Annotated in this window: 14 protein-coding genes; 6 read left to right on the top strand and 8 right to left on the bottom strand. The window is 72.3% G+C overall.

All coding sequences use genetic code 11. The annotated features are described in order from the left end of the window. Window positions 1-15: 15 nt before the first annotated feature. The 7 genes from ElP_RS15070 to ElP_RS39665 form a co-directional block, all read right to left on the bottom strand. Window positions 16-297, bottom strand: coding sequence for a hypothetical protein (locus tag ElP_RS15070; protein WP_145270619.1), 282 nt, complete (start codon window positions 295-297; stop codon window positions 16-18). A 62-nt stretch (window positions 298-359) separates the two neighbouring features. Beyond that, on the bottom strand, window positions 360-1,712 hold the full coding sequence (gene gcvPA / locus ElP_RS15065) for an aminomethyl-transferring glycine dehydrogenase subunit GcvPA (RefSeq protein ID WP_145270617.1): 1,353 nt from the start codon (window positions 1,710-1,712) through the stop codon (window positions 360-362). 166 nt (window positions 1,713-1,878) lie between these two features. Continuing rightward, window positions 1,879-2,439: a hypothetical protein gene (locus tag ElP_RS15060; RefSeq protein WP_145270615.1), complete on the bottom strand. Its 561-nt coding sequence runs from the start codon at window positions 2,437-2,439 to the stop codon at window positions 1,879-1,881. Then, window positions 2,429-2,656 (bottom strand): hypothetical protein, encoded by a 228-nt coding sequence (locus ElP_RS15055; RefSeq protein ID WP_145270613.1) that lies wholly within the window; start codon window positions 2,654-2,656, stop codon window positions 2,429-2,431. The genes ElP_RS15060 and ElP_RS15055 overlap by 11 nt, the downstream gene beginning before the upstream one ends. A gap of 150 nt (window positions 2,657-2,806) precedes the next feature. Beyond that, a complete protein-coding gene (gcvH, locus tag ElP_RS15050; protein WP_145270612.1) occupies window positions 2,807-3,202 on the bottom strand; it encodes a glycine cleavage system protein GcvH in 396 nt (131 codons plus the stop codon). 69 nt (window positions 3,203-3,271) lie between these two features. Beyond that, complete coding sequence (gcvT, locus tag ElP_RS15045) at window positions 3,272-4,384, bottom strand: glycine cleavage system aminomethyltransferase GcvT (protein WP_145270610.1); 1,113 nt, start codon at window positions 4,382-4,384, stop codon at window positions 3,272-3,274. Window positions 4,385-4,850: 466 nt separating this feature from the next. Next, complete coding sequence (locus tag ElP_RS39665; RefSeq protein WP_145270608.1) at window positions 4,851-7,403, bottom strand: DUF1559 domain-containing protein; 2,553 nt, start codon at window positions 7,401-7,403, stop codon at window positions 4,851-4,853. A 268-nt stretch (window positions 7,404-7,671) separates the two neighbouring features. Here ElP_RS39665 and ElP_RS15035 point away from each other — a divergent pair, with 268 nt between their 5' ends. The 6 genes from ElP_RS15035 (at window position 7,672) to ElP_RS15010 (ending at window position 14,835) form a co-directional block, all read left to right on the top strand. Then, window positions 7,672-9,066, top strand: coding sequence for a hemolysin family protein (locus ElP_RS15035; protein WP_145270606.1), 1,395 nt, complete (start codon window positions 7,672-7,674; stop codon window positions 9,064-9,066). Window positions 9,067-9,152: 86 nt separating this feature from the next. After that, on the top strand, window positions 9,153-11,372 hold the full coding sequence (locus ElP_RS15030; protein WP_145270604.1) for a spermine/spermidine synthase domain-containing protein: 2,220 nt from the start codon (window positions 9,153-9,155) through the stop codon (window positions 11,370-11,372). Between the two features lie 93 nt (window positions 11,373-11,465). Then, complete coding sequence (locus tag ElP_RS15025; protein WP_145270602.1) at window positions 11,466-11,801, top strand: arsenosugar biosynthesis-associated peroxidase-like protein; 336 nt, start codon at window positions 11,466-11,468, stop codon at window positions 11,799-11,801. Between the two features lie 75 nt (window positions 11,802-11,876). Further along, window positions 11,877-13,262, top strand: coding sequence for a glutamate decarboxylase (locus ElP_RS15020; RefSeq protein ID WP_145270600.1), 1,386 nt, complete (start codon window positions 11,877-11,879; stop codon window positions 13,260-13,262). Between the two features lie 118 nt (window positions 13,263-13,380). Further along, on the top strand, window positions 13,381-14,421 hold the full coding sequence (gene arsS, locus ElP_RS15015; RefSeq protein ID WP_145270598.1) for an arsenosugar biosynthesis radical SAM (seleno)protein ArsS: 1,041 nt from the start codon (window positions 13,381-13,383) through the stop codon (window positions 14,419-14,421). A 153-nt stretch (window positions 14,422-14,574) separates the two neighbouring features. Further along, window positions 14,575-14,835 carry a hypothetical protein gene (locus ElP_RS15010; RefSeq protein ID WP_145270596.1) on the top strand — a complete coding sequence of 87 codons (261 nt, stop codon included), beginning with the start codon at window positions 14,575-14,577 and terminating at the stop codon, window positions 14,833-14,835. A 49-nt stretch (window positions 14,836-14,884) separates the two neighbouring features. On the opposite strand, the gene ElP_RS15005 is transcribed toward ElP_RS15010, so the two are convergent. Next, a complete protein-coding gene (locus tag ElP_RS15005) occupies window positions 14,885-15,700 on the bottom strand; it encodes a DUF433 domain-containing protein (protein WP_145270594.1) in 816 nt (271 codons plus the stop codon). Window positions 15,701-16,023: the final 323 nt, after the last annotated feature.

Genomic DNA, 16,023 nt, shown 5'->3' with positions numbered 1-16,023 from the left:
GGGACAGCGGCTCCGTCACGACCTCGACCTCGCGGGACGGTCGAGCAGGCCGTAGGAGGACCAGAGCAGGCCGATCAGGGCGGCGGCCAGCAGCAGGGCGATCCCGGGGTGCTCGGCGACCGCGTGGCCGGCCCGGAAGACCAGCAGGGCGTTCGCCGAGGGCTCGATGCCCCGGTCGAGGTACTGCTCCTCGGCCCAGGGGGCCACGGCGGCCAGCAGCACGACGATGACGCCGGCCATCGCCGCCACGACCGCCACCGCCCTGCGGTGCCGCCTCGCCGCCTCGCTCCTCCTCATCGCCCTCGGCCCTCCTCGGGACGGCATCGACTGGATCGATTCCGGGGCACGACCCGCCCCGATCAGGCCGAGGCGATCGCCCCCCGGTAGGCGTCGGCCAAGGCGTCGATCTCGGCCTTCGTCCGCTTCTCGGTCACGGCGACGAGGATGCCGTCGGCCAGCTCGGGGTACCACCTCTCCAGGGCGATGCCGCCGTGGAAGCCCCGGCGGCCGACCTCGGCGAGCACCCGGGCCGGGTCCTTCTCGCAGCGGACGACGAACTCCTTGAAGAACGGCCCCTCGAAGGCCGGAGTCAGGCCAGGGACGGCGGCCAGCGTCTCGGCCGCGTAGTGGGCCTTCCGCGCCGACTGCTCGGCCACGTCCCTCAAACCGTGGGGGCCCATCAGGGCCAGGTAGATGCTCGCCCGGAGCGCCATCAACCCCTGATTCGTGCAGATGTTCGAGGTCGCCTTCTCGCGGCGGATGTGCTGCTCCCGGGTCTGGAGCGTGAGCACGAAGCAGCGTCGGCCCTGGCGGTCGGTCGTCTGGCCGACGAGCCGGCCGGGGATCCGCCTCAGGTACGACTCCCGGCAGGCGAGGATGCCGAGGACCGGGCCTCCGTAGAGCATGGAGTTGCCCAGCGTCTGCCCCTCGGCCGTCACGATGTCGGCCCCGTACGAGCCGGGACGCTTCAGCAGGCCCAGGCCGATCGGGTCGACGCTGACGATCGTCGTCGCCCCCCGCTCCTTGGCGGCGGCGACCAGCGCCTCGACGTCCTCCAGTTGGCCGAAGAAGTTCGGCTGCTGGAGGACCACGGCGGCGGTGTCGTCGGTGATCGCGGCGATCAGGTCGTCGACCGGGGTCCGGCCATTCTTCGCCGGGACGGTGACGAGTTCCGGGGCTAAGTTGGCGAGGAACGTCTCGGCGACCTGCCGGTACTCGGGGTGGACCGCGCCGCTGGTGACGACCCGGCCGTGGCGGTCGCCGGAGGCCAGGGCCATCAGGATTCCCTCGGCCACGGCGGAGCCGCCGTCGTAGAGGCTGGCGTTGGAGACGTCCATGCCGGTGAGCTGGGCGATGAGCGTCTGGTACTCGAAGACCGCCTGGAGCGTCCCCTGGCTGGCCTCGGCCTGGTAGGGGGTGTAGGCGGTGTAGTACTCGCCCCGGCTGGCGAGCATGTCGACGGCCGCCGGGATGAAGTGGTCGTACGCCCCGCCGCCGAGGAAGCAGGGGCGGTCGTCGATGCTCCGGTTCCTCGACGCCAGCGCGCCGACGTGCCGGGTCAGCTCGATCTCGGTCATCGCCGGGGGCACGTCGAGCGGCCGGTCGAGCCGGAAGTCGGCCGGGACCATGTCGAAGAGCTGGTCCAGCGACTCCAGGCCGATGGCCCCCAGCATCACCCGGGTGTCGTCGTCCGTGTTCAGGATGTAGGCCATTGCCAGCCGTTGGGTTCGGTGGGTCGGATCGGGTCGGGCGGCGGGGAGACGTCGGCTCGGGCGTCTTGTCCCGGGCCAGGATTGTAGGCGCCCATTGTACGGACCGCCGGATTCCCCGGCGAGGCGTCTTCGACGACGGCCGCACCGGGGCCGTCGTCGGCCCGGCTCACAGGATTTCGCCGACGATTGCATACACGGTCCACTGGATCAGCATGCCCAGCAGCACGAGCATCACGTTGAACCAGGAGAACGCGACCGCCTCCAGCGTGTTCTTCCACCACGACCGCCGGGGCCCCCGGGGCAGGCTCGCCTTGACCACCCGCCGGGCGACCGCCGGCCCGGCGACCATCAGGGCGAAGCTCGCCTGGAACCAGTAGAGCAGCGCCCGATTCCAACCCGCCTCCCCCAGCTCGATCGCCGAGAGCAAGGCCAGGCAGGCGAGCGTCACCTGCAGCAGCACCTGGGAGACCGAGTGCCGCTTGTACGCCCCCAGCCCGACGGCCGTGAACCCGACCGCCAGCACGAGCAGGACCGCGACGTCGTACTTGAACGGGGGGAGGCTCCGCTGCGACGAGCCGTCCATCGCCTCGACCGTCCTGGCGAACAGCGCCGAGGCCGCCGACGCCGCCACGACCAGCATCGCCCCGTCGGCCATCGAGAACCGCAATCGAGCGAGGATCGCCCTCGGCCCCCAGCCCCCCGGCCCCTGCTCGGGCTCATTCGCCATCGGCCGGGTCCTCCAGGAGTTGGTCGACCTGATCCCAGTCGATCACCCGCATCAGCACCGGCAGGATCCGGACGGAGTGCACCGTGAGCGCCGCCTCCCTGGCCAGCGCCCCGAACAGGAACCCGCCCATCGCCAGGGCCAGCTCCCGGGAGACGACGGTGCCGAGCACGACGATCCCCGACGCGATCACCGCCCTCGGCAGCAATCGCGCCAGCAACCCGCCCGTCGAGGGCGGGGCCTCGCGGAACGAACGGTACCGCAGCAGGAACGCCCGCTGGAATGGGGTCAGGATGGCCTATTCCCCTCGGCCAAATTCAACGGTACGGAACCGCCCATCTCCCCGGAGTCGGCGAGGGGTTGGCCCCGATCAGTGCGCGTCCTCGGCGATCTTCTCCTGGTAGGCGGCGTGGTCCATCAGCTTCGCCAGGTCGGCCTCGGCATCCGAGGGGCGGAGCTTGACGATCCAGCCGGAGCCGAAGGGGTCGGCGGCGATGGCGCCGACGTCGGCGGCGACGGCGGGATTCACCTCGATCACCTCCCCGGAGATCGGGGCGTACAGGTCGTTGACCGACTTGACGCTCTCGACCTCGCCGAAGGAGTCGCCGGCCGAGACGGAGGCGCCGGGCTTGGCCTTGCCCAGGTCGATCATGATCAGGTCGGTCAGCTGCTCCACGGCGAAGGCGGAGATGCCCACCGTGGCCACGTCGCCGTCCACCTTCACCCACTCGTGGGACGCGGCGTACTTCAGGTCCTTGGGGTCCATGCTCGTCGGGGCTCCTTGGGCGAGCGGCCTCGATGGGGGAACGAATTGGGCTGGGTTGATCGGGCCGGCTCAGGACGGGCGGGGGCGGCGGTAGAAGGGCAGCTCGACGACCTCGGCCGGCTCGGGGGTGCCCCTCACGTCGACCACCAGCTCGGCGCCGATCGGCGGGGCCTCGGGGGAGACGGTCGCCATGGCCAGGGCCTGCTGCAAGGTCGGCGAGAAGGTGCCGGAGGTGACCGTGCCGATCGGCGCGCCGTCCCTCAGCACCGTGCTCCCCTGGCGGGCGATCCGGCGGCCCCGGAGCTTCAGGCCGATCCGGGCGGCGCCGGGGGCGTCCTTCAAGGCGATCAGGGCGTCCCGGCCGACGAAGGTCCCCTTCTCCGGCTTCACGAACATGCCGAGGCCGACGGCGTAGGGGTTGGTCGATTCGAGCAGCTCGTGGCCGTAGAGGGGCATCGCGGCCTCGAACCGCAGCGTGTCCCGGGCGCCGAGCCCGCAGGGGCGGATGCCCCGCCCCAGCCCGGCCTCCAGCAGGGCGAGCCAGGCGGCCTCGGCCACGTCCCGGTGGACGATCAGCTCGAAGCCGTCCTCGCCGGTGTACCCGGTCCGGCTGACCGAGGCGTCGGTTCCCAGCACCAGGCCGGAGGTGTGGCTGTAGTACTTCTGCTCGCCCAGCGGGGGGCCGTCGAAGACGCTCCGCACCGTCGACAGCGCGTTGGGCCCCTGCACGGCGATCATGCAGGTGTCCAGGGTCGAGTCGGCCAGCTCGGCGTCGGCGCCGTCGCGGTGGGCCTCGAACTGCTCCACGACCCGCTGGCGGTTGGAGGCGTTGCAGACCAGGCCGTAGCCGTCGCCGTCGGTCAGGTGGTAGACGAGCACGTCGTCGATCACCCCGCCGTCCTCGTTGCAGACGAGGCTGTACTGGATCCGCCCCGGGGGGAGCTTCGAGACGTCGTTGGTCGTCACCCGCTGCAGCCAGGTCAGGGCGTCGGGGCCGTCGAATCGGAGCCGGCCCATGTGGCCGATGTCGAACAGCCCGGCGCGCTTGCGGACCGCCTCGTGCTCCTCGACGATGGTCGAGTACTGCACCGGCATCGACCAGCCGCCGAACTCGACGAGCCTCCCGCCGTGCGCCTTGTGCCAGTCGTACAGGGGGGTCTTCAGCAGCTCAGCCGTCGACATCGGATCCTCATATTCGGTTCACAGCTCGTCCAGGATCAATGGGCACGGGCTCGGGGCGTGCCGCATGACGCCTCGGGGCCCCGCCCGGGGCGATTCTAGCGGGTCCAACCGCCGCTCGACAACGCCTTTCGGCCGATCCCCTGGCCCGTCCCGACCCTCGCCCCCGTCCCCGGGGAGCGGGTGGCCGGAGGCCGGTTGGGGGGATCGGACGACCCGCAAGGCGTTGGGGTCACGCGAAGACCCCTCACCCCGGCCCTCTCCCCGCTCGCGGGGAGAGGGGGACCGACTCCGACCCTCGCCCCCGCTTGCGGGGGCGAGGGTGGGCGAAGCCCGGGTGAGGGGGCCCGGTCGATTCAACGGGCTTGATGTCCCGTCCACCGCCCCCCTCACCGCTCGCGGAGGGGGTGGGACGGGCCTCCCCCTCCGGCCCGCGGCCGTCGGGCGAGGCTCGGAAATCAAGGGATGCTCAAAGATCGCCGAGATCGATTTGCTCCATCCCGGCGGGGGTCAGCAGGGCCCGGAGGATCGTCCGCTCCACCGACTCGGGGAGGAACCGGACCGAGCCGTCGAAGAACAGGGCGTTCGCCCCCCCCGGGTGGAACGAGCCGAGCGGTAGGGGAACGTCCCCGGCCTCGGCCGGCAGCGGCAGGCCGCCGGGCTGGGTCCAGGTGGCCCCCTGGTCCGACTCGAAGACGGCGACCGTCATGGTCGTCCCGTCGAGGATGTCCCGGAGCCGGATCCCGTCCGGCCCCGGGAACGAGGCGCCGGGGCCCTCGGCGATCCGGTAGCCGGTGCGGCCGGGCTCCGGGTCGGGGCGGCTCGGGCAGGAGAAGGCCCGGGGCATCCGGTCGACCAGCGTCCGGTTGTGCTCGCTGTCCCAGGGCTCGTCCAGGCGGAACTCGGCGTAGAGGTCCTGCTCCTCCAGGTACGGCAGCAGGGCCACCCGCCAGCTCAGCAGGGGATTGCCGTCGGAGTCGGTGATCGCCGCCGGGAACCGGCCGTTGGCCTCGTGGTAGTGGTGCATCGCGATGCCGATCTGCTTCAGGTTGTTGGTGCATTGCGCCCGTCGGGCCGCCTCCCGGGCCGACTGCACCGCCGGCAGCAGCAGGGCGATGGCCACGCCGGCCGAGGCGGGGGAGGCCACGCCGGGGACCGACTCCCGGGAGATGACGCTCAGCCCCTCGTCGTCCCGGGTCATGTAGGAGGCGCCGGGGAAGAGCAGCGCGCGGACGGTCTCGGCGTCGGGGACCTTCGATCGGTCCAGCTCGATGCCCAGCCCCACCACCTCCTGCCCCTGCTCGCGCTGGGAGGCCCGGGCCATGGCGTCGAAGGAGTCGACCATCTGAGGCAGGCCGGCGATCAGCCCGGGGACCGTCTCCCTCGGGTCGGAGACGCTCAGCCAGATCATGTCGTCGGGCAGCGTCCGGCCCATCGGCTCGAAGGCGCCGGTCGGGACCCACTCCCCGCCGGCCGACTTCGCCAGCTCGGGGGTGGAGGCGAAGACGAAGTTCGACCGGCCCACGACCATCGTCGGCGCGAAGCCCTCGATCGCCCCCGGCGGCAGCATCCCGGGCGGGATCTCCAGCGAGTAGACCGGGAACTGGCCCCCCTGCTTCGTGATCTTCGGCCCCCCCTCGCCCATGCCGGCCAGCGCCTGGTTGACGATCGTGACCAGCCGGTCGATCGCCGGGGCGAAGGCCTCCCGGTCCCGGATCTCGGCGATGAAGGTCAGGGAGCCGAGCACGGCCATCTGGCCGGCGAGCATCGAGCGGACCAGATCCCCCCCGGCCTCGTCGGGGATGGCGTCGGGCGGGATCACGGCGGAGAGGTCGAACTTCGCCCCCTGCTCGGGCCTCAGGTGCACCGCCATCCTCGGCCCGAGTTGCCCGAGCACCTGCGCCCTCAGGTCGACGCCGAGCTGCTGCGAAAGCGCCCGCTCGGCCTGCTCCGCCTGGGCCCCGGCCTGCGGGTCGACCTGCGTGACGGACTCGATCACCGTGTCGAGGATCGCCTCCAGATCCAGCGACATCGCCGTGAAGGTGGTCAGGTCGGCCGGCATCGGCGGCAGGTCGCCGAGGCCGAAGGTCGGCTGGTCGATCAGCCGGAGCAGCCCCCGGCGCGGGCTCGGGGCCACCACCCTCAGCTCGCTCCGGATCGCCTCGCCCTGGAAGCCCCAGAGCAGCTCCACCCGCTCCACGCCGTCCAGGCCCAGCGCCTTCGCCTCCTCGGGCAGCTCGGGCAGGCCCTCGAAGTCGAGGAACCCCCGGACCACGGGCACGAACCCCTCGGCCTCGGTGCCGAGGCCCGCCAGCCCCTCGGACCCCTCGGCCGAGGGCGCCCCGCCGTCGAGGGCGGCGATCACCGCGTCGACGGCGCCGGTCAGCACCAGGTCCTCCCCCTCGACCCAGAAGCCGATCCCCTCCTCCGGGTCGATCGTGACCGACCGGCCGGCCCGCTCTTCGGCCCGGCCTTCCAGCTCCGGGGAGTTGCGGATCTCCTCCAGCACCCGGGCGACGATCGGGTCGGCGTCGGGGGCGGCCACCCCCCGGAGGACGGCGACGAACTCCAGCCCCTCGGGGGGCCCGGCCCCCTCGAGGGCGTCGTCGGGGATCTCCCCCATCAGGGCGATCATCCCCCCCCGCCTCGCCAGGTACTCGATGCCGGAGATGATCTCCCCCGGGGAGACCTCCCGGTCGCCGAGCTTCGGCGGCTCCTCCTCCGACGCGATGCCCGCCTCGATCCCCTGCCGGAGCAGGCCTTCCAGCAGCGAGCCGAGCCCCGTCTCGTTCAGCAGCCGGTAGCCCGCCGTCCCCTCCCAGGCGGCCCGCTCGGCGTCGAGCCCCCGGAACTCGACGAGCAGGAACAGGTCCTCGGCCGGGGCGTACCGGGCCAGGGAGCCCTCCTCGCCTTGCGCGGCCGCCGCGCCGGCCGTCCCGGAGCAGAGCCCGATCAGCGCGGCCAGGCCCGGGGCGATCGCGCGTCGGGCCGTCTCGGGGGCAAAGGGGACGCGGGTGGTCATGAAGGTCTCCTCCAGGGGAAGGGTCGGGGATGCCGGGGAGGGGCCGGGGGCCCTCCGGTCGGGGTAAGCCTAGGACGGCGGCCGAGGGCATGTCAACGGATCGATGCATCCGACAATCGGGGCGGTATGGGAGTGCGGAGGGGGGGCGGTTCGGGTAGGATCCGGGCGACGCGGGCCCGGACGGCTCGATCGGCGGCGGGGTCGCAATCGGGCCCCCGCCGCGCGGAGATCGGGCCCGGCCCCACACCCTCCCGAACCCACCCCGCGGATGGGCATCGCCGAATTCTTCGTCGTCGCCGGCCTGCTGCTGGCCAACGCCTTCTTCGTGGCCGCCGAGTTCGCCCTGGTCAAGGTCCGCTCCAGCCAGATCGACGAGCTGGTCGAGCGGGGCAACTGGGCGGCCAAGATCACCGGCAAGCTGCTGGACCACCTCGACGCCTACCTCTCGGCCTCGCAGTTCGGCATCACGCTGGCGAGCCTGGGCCTGGGCTTCGTCATCGAGCGGTCGGTCGAGCCGGGCATCGAGGCCGCCCTGCACGCCTTCGGCCTGCCCGAGACGGCGCTGGAGGTCAACGGCCGGATGTTGCCGGTGATCCCGGCCTTCGCCTTCCTGCTCGTCACCTTCCTGCACATCTCCCTGGGCGAGCTGGTGCCCAAGAGCCTGGCGATCCGGGCGGCCAGGCCGGTGGCGCTGGTCACGGCGCCGCCGATGATGGCCTTCTATTACCTGTTCTTCCCGGTCATCTGGCTGCTCAACGCCTTCAGCGACCTGATCCTCCGGCTGGCCGGCATCGGGGTGCTGGACCACGCCGCGGTGGCCCACACCGAGGAGGAGCTGCGGCACATCGTCTCGGAGAGCGTGCAGGGCGGCCACCTCAGCCGGGCCGAGCGGGTGATGATCGAGAACGTCCTGAACCTGGAGGAGAAGACCGCCCGACGGGTGATGGTCCCCCGCCCGGACGTCGTCTACCTGAGCCTCAACCGCCCGGTCGACGAGAACCTCCGGATCGCCCGGCGGGCCGGCCACACCCGGTTCCCGCTCTGCGAGGACGACCTGACCAGCGTCGTCGGCATGGTCCACGTCAAGGACCTCTTCCGCTCCGGGGGCTCCGACGTCGGCCGCCCCGACCTCCGCAAGATCGCCCGGGAGATCCCCTTCCTGCCCGAGTCGCTGCGGCTCGACGCCCTGCTGCTGGAGTTCCGGACCAACCGGGTCCACCTGGCGATGCTGCTGGACGAGTACGGCGACGTGGCCGGCATGGTCACCCTGGAGAACGTGCTGGAGGAGCTGGTCGGCCCCATCCAGGACGAGTTCGACCGCGAGACGCCCCAGGTCGTCCCCCTGGGCGACGGCGCCTTCGACGTGGACGCGAGCTGCCCGGTCGACGTGCTGGCCGAGATGACCGGGGTGACCATGCCCGAGGAGGTCGACTCCGACACCACCGGCGGCCTGGTGGTCGAGCAGCTCGGCCGGCTGGCGCTGCCCGGCGACGAGGTGATCGTCGGCCGCCACCGCCTGCTCGTCACCCAGGCCGACCCGAACCGCATCCGGCGCGTCCGGGTCGAGCCCGCCGCCGGCGGCCGCCTCGCCGCCGACGGCGACCCGCCCGGCGACCGGCAGGGCGACCGCCCCGAGCCCGACCGCGCCGAGGGCCCCCCCTGATCGCCCGCGACTCGACGCCTCGGATCGCACCGGACCGGACCGATCCACCGACGCCCCGCCCCCCCGATCAGGAACCCTCGCGTCCCATGGACTCCCCGACCCCAGCCGAGCCGCCCCCCCCGACGAGGCCGACGCGGCGGGCCTACGTCGAGCTGTTCCTGATCAGCTTCGCGGCCCTGTTCCTGGAGCTGGCCTGCATCCGCTGGTTCGGCGCCACGGTCGCCTTCCTGACCTTCTTCACGAACCTCGTGCTCATGGCCTGCTTCCTCGGCCTGTCGGTCGGGCTGCTGGCCTCGTCGTCGCCGAGGGACTACAGTCGGCTGACGCTGCCCGTGGGCCTGGCCGGGGCGTTGCTCGCCCGATGGCTGCTCCGGGCCCACCGGTCGGGGGGGGCGTTGATGGTCGAGGTCGGCGGCCGGGGGTCGCCGCAGCAGGTCTACTTCGGCACCGAGTACCTGGTGCGCGACCCCTTCGCCTGGAATGTGCCGATCGAGGCGATGGCCGGGTTCTTCTTCGTGCTGATCGCGGTGATGTTCGTCGGCATCGGCCAGATCATGGGCCGCCGGTTCAACGCCATCCCCGACCGGGTCCGGGCCTACTCGGCCGACGTGGGGGGCAGCCTGGCCGGGATCGCCGCCTTCGGGCTGGCCTCGAGGTACGAGACCACCCCCCTGCTCTGGTTCGCCGTCGGCGCCGGGCTCTTCGCCATGCTGCTGCGGAGGAGGTCGGCGGTGCAGGTCGGCTGCCTCGTGGGCCTGATCTACGTGGCCGCCCTCTCGGCCTTCGACCCGGGGGCGGGGACGGCGAGGCAGATCCTGTGGTCGCCCTACTACAAGGTCGAGTACGACCCGGGCCCGAAGCTGATCGAGACGAACAACATCGGCCACCAGCAGATGGTCGACGTGGAGCAGACCGGCCGGGCCTACCACCTCCCCCACCTCCTGAATCGGGCCGGCGGCGGATCGACGTTCAAGGACGTGCTGATCATCGGCGCCGGCTCGGGCAACGACGTGGCCGCCGCCCTGCTCGCCGGGGCCGAGCACGTCGACGCCGTCGAGATCGACCCGACGCTCCAGCGCCTCGGCCGACGCGACCACCCCAACCGCCCCTACGACGACCCCCGGGTCACCGTCCACCTCACCGACGGCCGGGGCTTCCTCCGGACGACGCAGAAGAAGTACGACCTGATCATCTATGCCCTCGTCGATTCCCTGGTCCTGCACTCCGGCTACTCCAGCCTCCGGCTGGAGAGCTTCCTGTTCACCGACCAGGCCATGCGGGACGTCCGGGCCCGCCTGAAGCCCGGCGGCGTCTTCGCGGCCTACAACTACTACCGGCAGGGCTGGGTGGTGGGGCGGATCGACCTGATGATCGCCGACGCCTTCGGCGCCCGCCCGGTCGTCTTCTCGCTCCCCCCCCAGGACGAGATCCGCCCGACCGAGTCGCAGACCAACCACATCACCTTCCTCATGGCCTCCGGCGGGCCGAACCCCGCCCTCGAATCCGCCCGGGACCGCTTCGCCGGGGGGGAGGTGCTCCGGACCGGCCAGGACCCCGAGGCCGGGGGTTGGGACGCCTCCTTCCTCCCCCGGGGCGAGGCCCCCGGGGACGCCCTCCGACCCGCCCGGGTCGACACCGGGGGGATCGAGCACCTCCCCGGGGACTCCTGGCCGTTCCTCTACCTCAGGGACCGGGGCATCCCGGCGTTGAACCTCCGGGGCATGGCGATCGTGGCGGTGCTGTCGCTGGCGCTGCTGGTCGGCTTCTCCCCGGGCCGCCGGATCCGGCCCGACGCCCAGATGTTCTTCCTCGGGGCGGGCTTCATGCTGCTGGAGACCAAGGGGGTCGTCCACATGGCCCTGCTCTTCGGCGCGACCTGGGCGGTGAACTCGATCGTCTTCGGGGCGATCCTGGTGATGATCCTGCTGGCGAACCTGTTCGTCGTGCTGGCGCGGCCGTCGCGGCAGTGGCCGTACTACGCGGGCCTGGTCCTCGCCCTGCTGGCCAACGTGCTGGTGCCGCTGGAGACGTACCTGGCCCTGCCGGGGGCGGTTCGCGTCGTGGTCTCCTGCGCCGTAGTGTTCCTGCCGGTGCTGTTCGCGGGGATGGTCTTCGCGATGGCCTTCCGGGACCGGGACCGCCCGGACCTCGCCCTGGGGGCGAACATCGCCGGGGTGGTGGTGGGCGGCCTGAGCGAGAACCTGTCGCTGGCGATGGGGTTCACGAACCTGCTCTGGGTGGCGGTGGGCTTCTACCTGCTCTCGGCCCTGCTCCGGGGCGGCCGGGGGGCCGTCGCCGGCCCCTGACCACGCGGTGGCGGTCCCTTTGGGGGGGCGGATAGGCTGGGAGGCGATCGCGTCCGAGGACCCCATCGCCCCCCAGCCCGAGCCGAGCCCGCCATGTCGTCCTCCTACTACAAGCCCGAAGACCTCCCGCGATTCCCCGAGATCGGCGAGGGGGCCCCCGCCCTCTGGGAGAAATTCAACCAGTGGTACGGGGCCGTCTTCGAGGAGGGCGCCCTCTCGGCCCGGGAGAAGGCGCTGATCGCCCTGGCCGTGGCCCACTCGGAACAGTGCCCGTACTGCATCGACGCCTACACCAGGAGCTGCCTGGAGCGGGGCTCCAACCTGGAGCAGATGACCGAGGCCGTCCAGGTCGCCGCCGCCCTGAGGGCGGGGATCACGCTGGTCCACGGGGTCCAGATGAAGGACGTTCATGACAAGCTCTCCATGTGATCGCCCCCGGGCCGACGGCGGCCGGGGGCGGTCGCGGCCGCCGACGCCGACGCCGACGCCGAGGACCCGACGCCCATGAGACGCATCCGACACGGCGAGGACCGCCTCGCCCCCGCCTACGCCTCCCGGGACTTCTCCCGGCCCGTCCCCCGGGACCGCATCCCCGACCGGGGGATGCCCGCCGACGTCGCCCACCAGATGATCCGGGACGAGCTGCAGCTCGACGGCAACCCCGCCCTGAACCTGGCGAGCTTCGTCACCACCTGGATGGAGCCGGAGGCCGACGCGCTGGCCGCCGAGGCCCTGAACAAGAACCTGATCGACCAGGACGAGTACCCCCGGACCGACGAGATCCACCGCCGGGTGGTCAGCATGGTCGGCCGCCTCTTCCACGCCCCCGAGGCCGAGACGCCCGTCGGCTCCTGCACCGTGGGCTCGTCCGAGGCGATCATGCTCGGCATGCTCGCCCACAAGTTCGCCTGGCGGAACCGCCGCAAGGCCGCCGGGCTGCCCGCCGACCGGCCCAACGTCGTCTTCGGCGCCGACGTCCACACGTGCTGGGAGAAGTTCGCCCTCTACTTCGACGTGGAGGCCCGCATCGCCCCGCTGTCGGCCGACTGCCACATCCTCACCCCCGAGGCGGTCGAGGCCCGGGTGGACGAGAACACGATCGGGGTCGGCTGCGTCCTGGGGACCACCTTCACCGGCCAGGTGGACAAGATCGCCGAGATCGACGCCCTGCTCGACCGCGTCCAGGCCGAGAAGGGCTGGGACATCCCGATCCACGTCGACGCCGCCAGCGGCGGCTTCGTCGTCCCGTTCCACGACCCCGGCTTCGCCTGGGACTTCCGCCTGGGGCGGGTCCGGTCCATCAACGTATCGAACCACAAGTACGGGCTTGTGTACCCCGGCATCGGCACCGTGGTCTTCCGGGACGCCTCCTGCCTGCCCGACGAGCTGGTCTTCAAGATCAGCTACCTCGGCGGCGAGATGAGCAACTACAGCCTGAACTTCTCCAAGGCGAGCAACCAGGTGCTGCTCCAGTACTACAACTTCCTCCGGCTCGGCCACGAGGGATATGCCCGGATCCTCGGCAACGTGATGGAGAACGCCCGGTACCTGGAGGACCGGCTCGACCGCCTCGGCCGGTTCCGTCGCCTGAGCGACGCGAAGTCGATCCCGATCATCGCCCTCACCCTGGCCGACCCGGACGAGCCCCCCGAGACGCTCGACCTGGTCTCGCAGATCCTCCGGGAATCCGGCTGGATCGTCCCGGCCTACCCGCTGCCGCCCGACGCCCAGCAGATCCGGGTGCTCCGCGCCGTGGTCCGGGAGAACTTCAGCCGGGACCTCGCCGAGCTGTTCGCCGACGACGTGGAGGCCGCCCTCGCCCGGGTCGACCGCCTCCGCCCCCCGCACCCCTCGGAGCCGCCGACCGGCCGGGTGCAGGGCGTCTGCTGACCCGCTCGGGCCGATCGCGCCGCGGCCGGGGAGGCGGAGTCTGGTACGATGGGAGCCCGCCGCGATCGACCAGCCCGGGCCCGAGCCCCTCGACCGACCGACCAGCCCCGAGCGCGACATGCCCCGATCCCTCCTCGGCCAGGGGCACCCCCTGGCCGCCCTCGACGAGCAACTCCGGGTCCTCCGCCCGTCCGGCCGGTTCCGGCCGTTCGAGCGGTCGCTCGGCTCGCACGGGCTCGACCCGCTGACCGCCACCGGCATCGGGGTCCTGCAGCTCAACCTGGGCAAGATGTGCAACCAGACGTGCAAGCACTGCCACGTCGACGCCGGGCCCGACCGCACCGAGATCATGACCCGGGAGACGATGGAGCACTGCCTCCGGGCCCTGGGATCGACCGACATCCCCCGGGTGGACCTGACCGGGGGCGCCCCGGAGCTGAACCCGCACTTCCGCTGGCTGGTCGAACGGATCCGGGACCTCGGCCGGTCGGTGATGGACCGCTGCAACCTGACGATCCTCATGGTCCCCCGCTTCCGGGACCTCCCCGAGTTCCTGGCTGGGCATCGGGTCGAGGTCGTCGCCTCGCTCCCCTACTTCCTCGCCCGGAACACCGACGCCCAGCGCGGGGTCGGCGTCTTCGAGGACTCGATCGCCGCCATCCGCCTCCTCAACGGCCTCGGATACGGCGTCGAGGGCTCCGGCCTGACCCTGAACCTCGTCTCCAACCCCACCGGCGCCTTCCTGCCGCCGAGGCAGGGATCGATCGAGGCCGACTTCCGGCGCGAGCTGAAGGCTCGATACGACGTGGTGTTCAACCACCTGTATGTCATCACCAACATGCCGATCAACCGCTTCCTCGAATTCCTCCTCCGCACCGGGCAGTACGAGGCTTACATGGACCGCCTCGTCTCGGCCTACAACCCCGTCGCCGCCGAGGCGGTGATGTGCCGGACCACGCTCTCCGTCGGCTGGGACGGCCGCCTCTACGACTGCGACTTCAACCAGCAGCTCGACCTGACCACCGGCCCCGGACTGCCCCGCCACGTCGCCGAGTTCGACGCCGAGGCCCTCGCCCGACGGCCGATCGTCACCGGCCTGCACTGCTACGGCTGCACCGCCGGCGCCGGCTCCAGCTGCGGGGGCGAGGTCGCCCGCTGAGGCGCCGGGGTCGGGGCCGAGGGAGACGAGACTGCAGCGCGGCGGCTGGCCCGGGGTCGGCCGTTCGGCTATGCTCGGCGGTCCGGGTCCCCGATCGAGCGGGGCCGGCTCGGTCGTCTCGGCAGTCGGTCAGTCGGTCGGGGGAGGTGCGTCGTGCTGGAGAAGCTCAGGGGGGTGACGGAACACCCGTACTTCAACATCCTGGCGGCGCTGGGCCTGGTCCTCACCAGCATCGGCGAGGTGAGCGAGTCGTTCGAGTCGGAGTGGGAGCGGATCGAGATCGGCGTCCACCACGGCATCTTCCTGTACGGCGTGCTCAGCCTCGTGAAGGCGATCCCCGACGTGGCCGAGGCGACCAGGCGGATGCACGAGGCGCGGGAGGCGCGGGGGAAGCCCCCGGGAGGCGGGGCCTGATCCCGCCCCCGCCGTCCCCGTCGGCCCGGATCGCCCGCCGGACGCCCGATCACTCGGGAGGGTCGGCGGGCAGGTCGTCGAGGACGGGGAGGCCCGGCGGATAGGGGCCGTCGGCGGGGTCGAAGGGGCCGCAGAGCCCCTCGGCGTCGCAGGCCCGGCAGGCGGCCAGGTCGGCCCGGCTCACGTCGGGGTACCACCGCATCAGCTCGTCGTCGGACTTGCCGTCGCCGAACCAGGCGGCCACGGCCTCCACCTCCCGACCGGTCCGGAGCAGGATCGGCCACTCCTCGCTGATGCCCCGCACCAGGGCGATGTGCCGCCGCCAGTGGGCCGACGCCTCGGCGATCTCCTCGGGGGTCGACTCGGGCACCGGGGCGGGCTCGGGCTCGGGCTTCGGCACCGGCGCCGGCCCGGCGACGCCCGGGGAGGCGGAGGAGGCGCGGGCGGGCTTGGCGGCGGGGGCCCGGGAGGGGCGTTCGAGGTGGCGGGCGAGCTCCTTCGCGGCGGCCCGGGCGTTGCGTTCGGCGAGGGCCTGGAAGCGGCACCAGTCGGAGCTGGGCAGCGCGTCCTCGGGCTCGAGCCGGGCGGCGCGTCGGAGGCGTTCGACGGCCATCACGAGCAACTCGGCGAGGAGCCGGCCGATCAGGTCGGTCGGGTCGAGGCACGCGAACAGCTCGGCGCAGAAGGCGGCGAACTGATTGCCGGTGGCGTCCCGGAGCATCAGGACGCTGATCGACGGCACCGGCACCGACGGCCCGATCGGCCGGAGGGCGTCGGGGGCCGCATCGACCGGGGCGACCGGCTGGGCATGGTCCGGGTGCGACTGCGACTGCGATTGCGACTTGCCGGGGCGGGGGCGACTCATTGGGGGCGACTCGTGGCCGGGGGCCGGTCGGGCGTGGGACGATCGGTCGGGCGCGAGGGAGTCGCTCCTCGCTCGGCCCGGGTGGGGTCGCCGATTCCGGTCGGCCGTCGATCCTCCCCCCGGTCCCGGCTCCGACGCCGATCGGGGGACGCTCCGCGATTCGAGTGGGATCCGAATCGCTCCCTCGCCGTCGCGACGGCCCGGGCCCGGCGATCATCCGCCGGGCCCGCGCCCGCTTCCTATCCAATACTGTCGTGAAAATCGGCAGGTTTACTCACAAAAAGTTCCCGGGCGATCGGGAAGGGAGGGCGATGGGCGGACGA

It is taken from the genome of Tautonia plasticadhaerens (assembly GCF_007752535.1).
Classification (GTDB): Bacteria; Planctomycetota; Planctomycetia; order Isosphaerales; family Isosphaeraceae; genus Tautonia; species Tautonia plasticadhaerens.
Note: the sequence above shows the minus strand (reverse complement) of the source record. Positions and strands in the feature narration are given on the sequence as shown.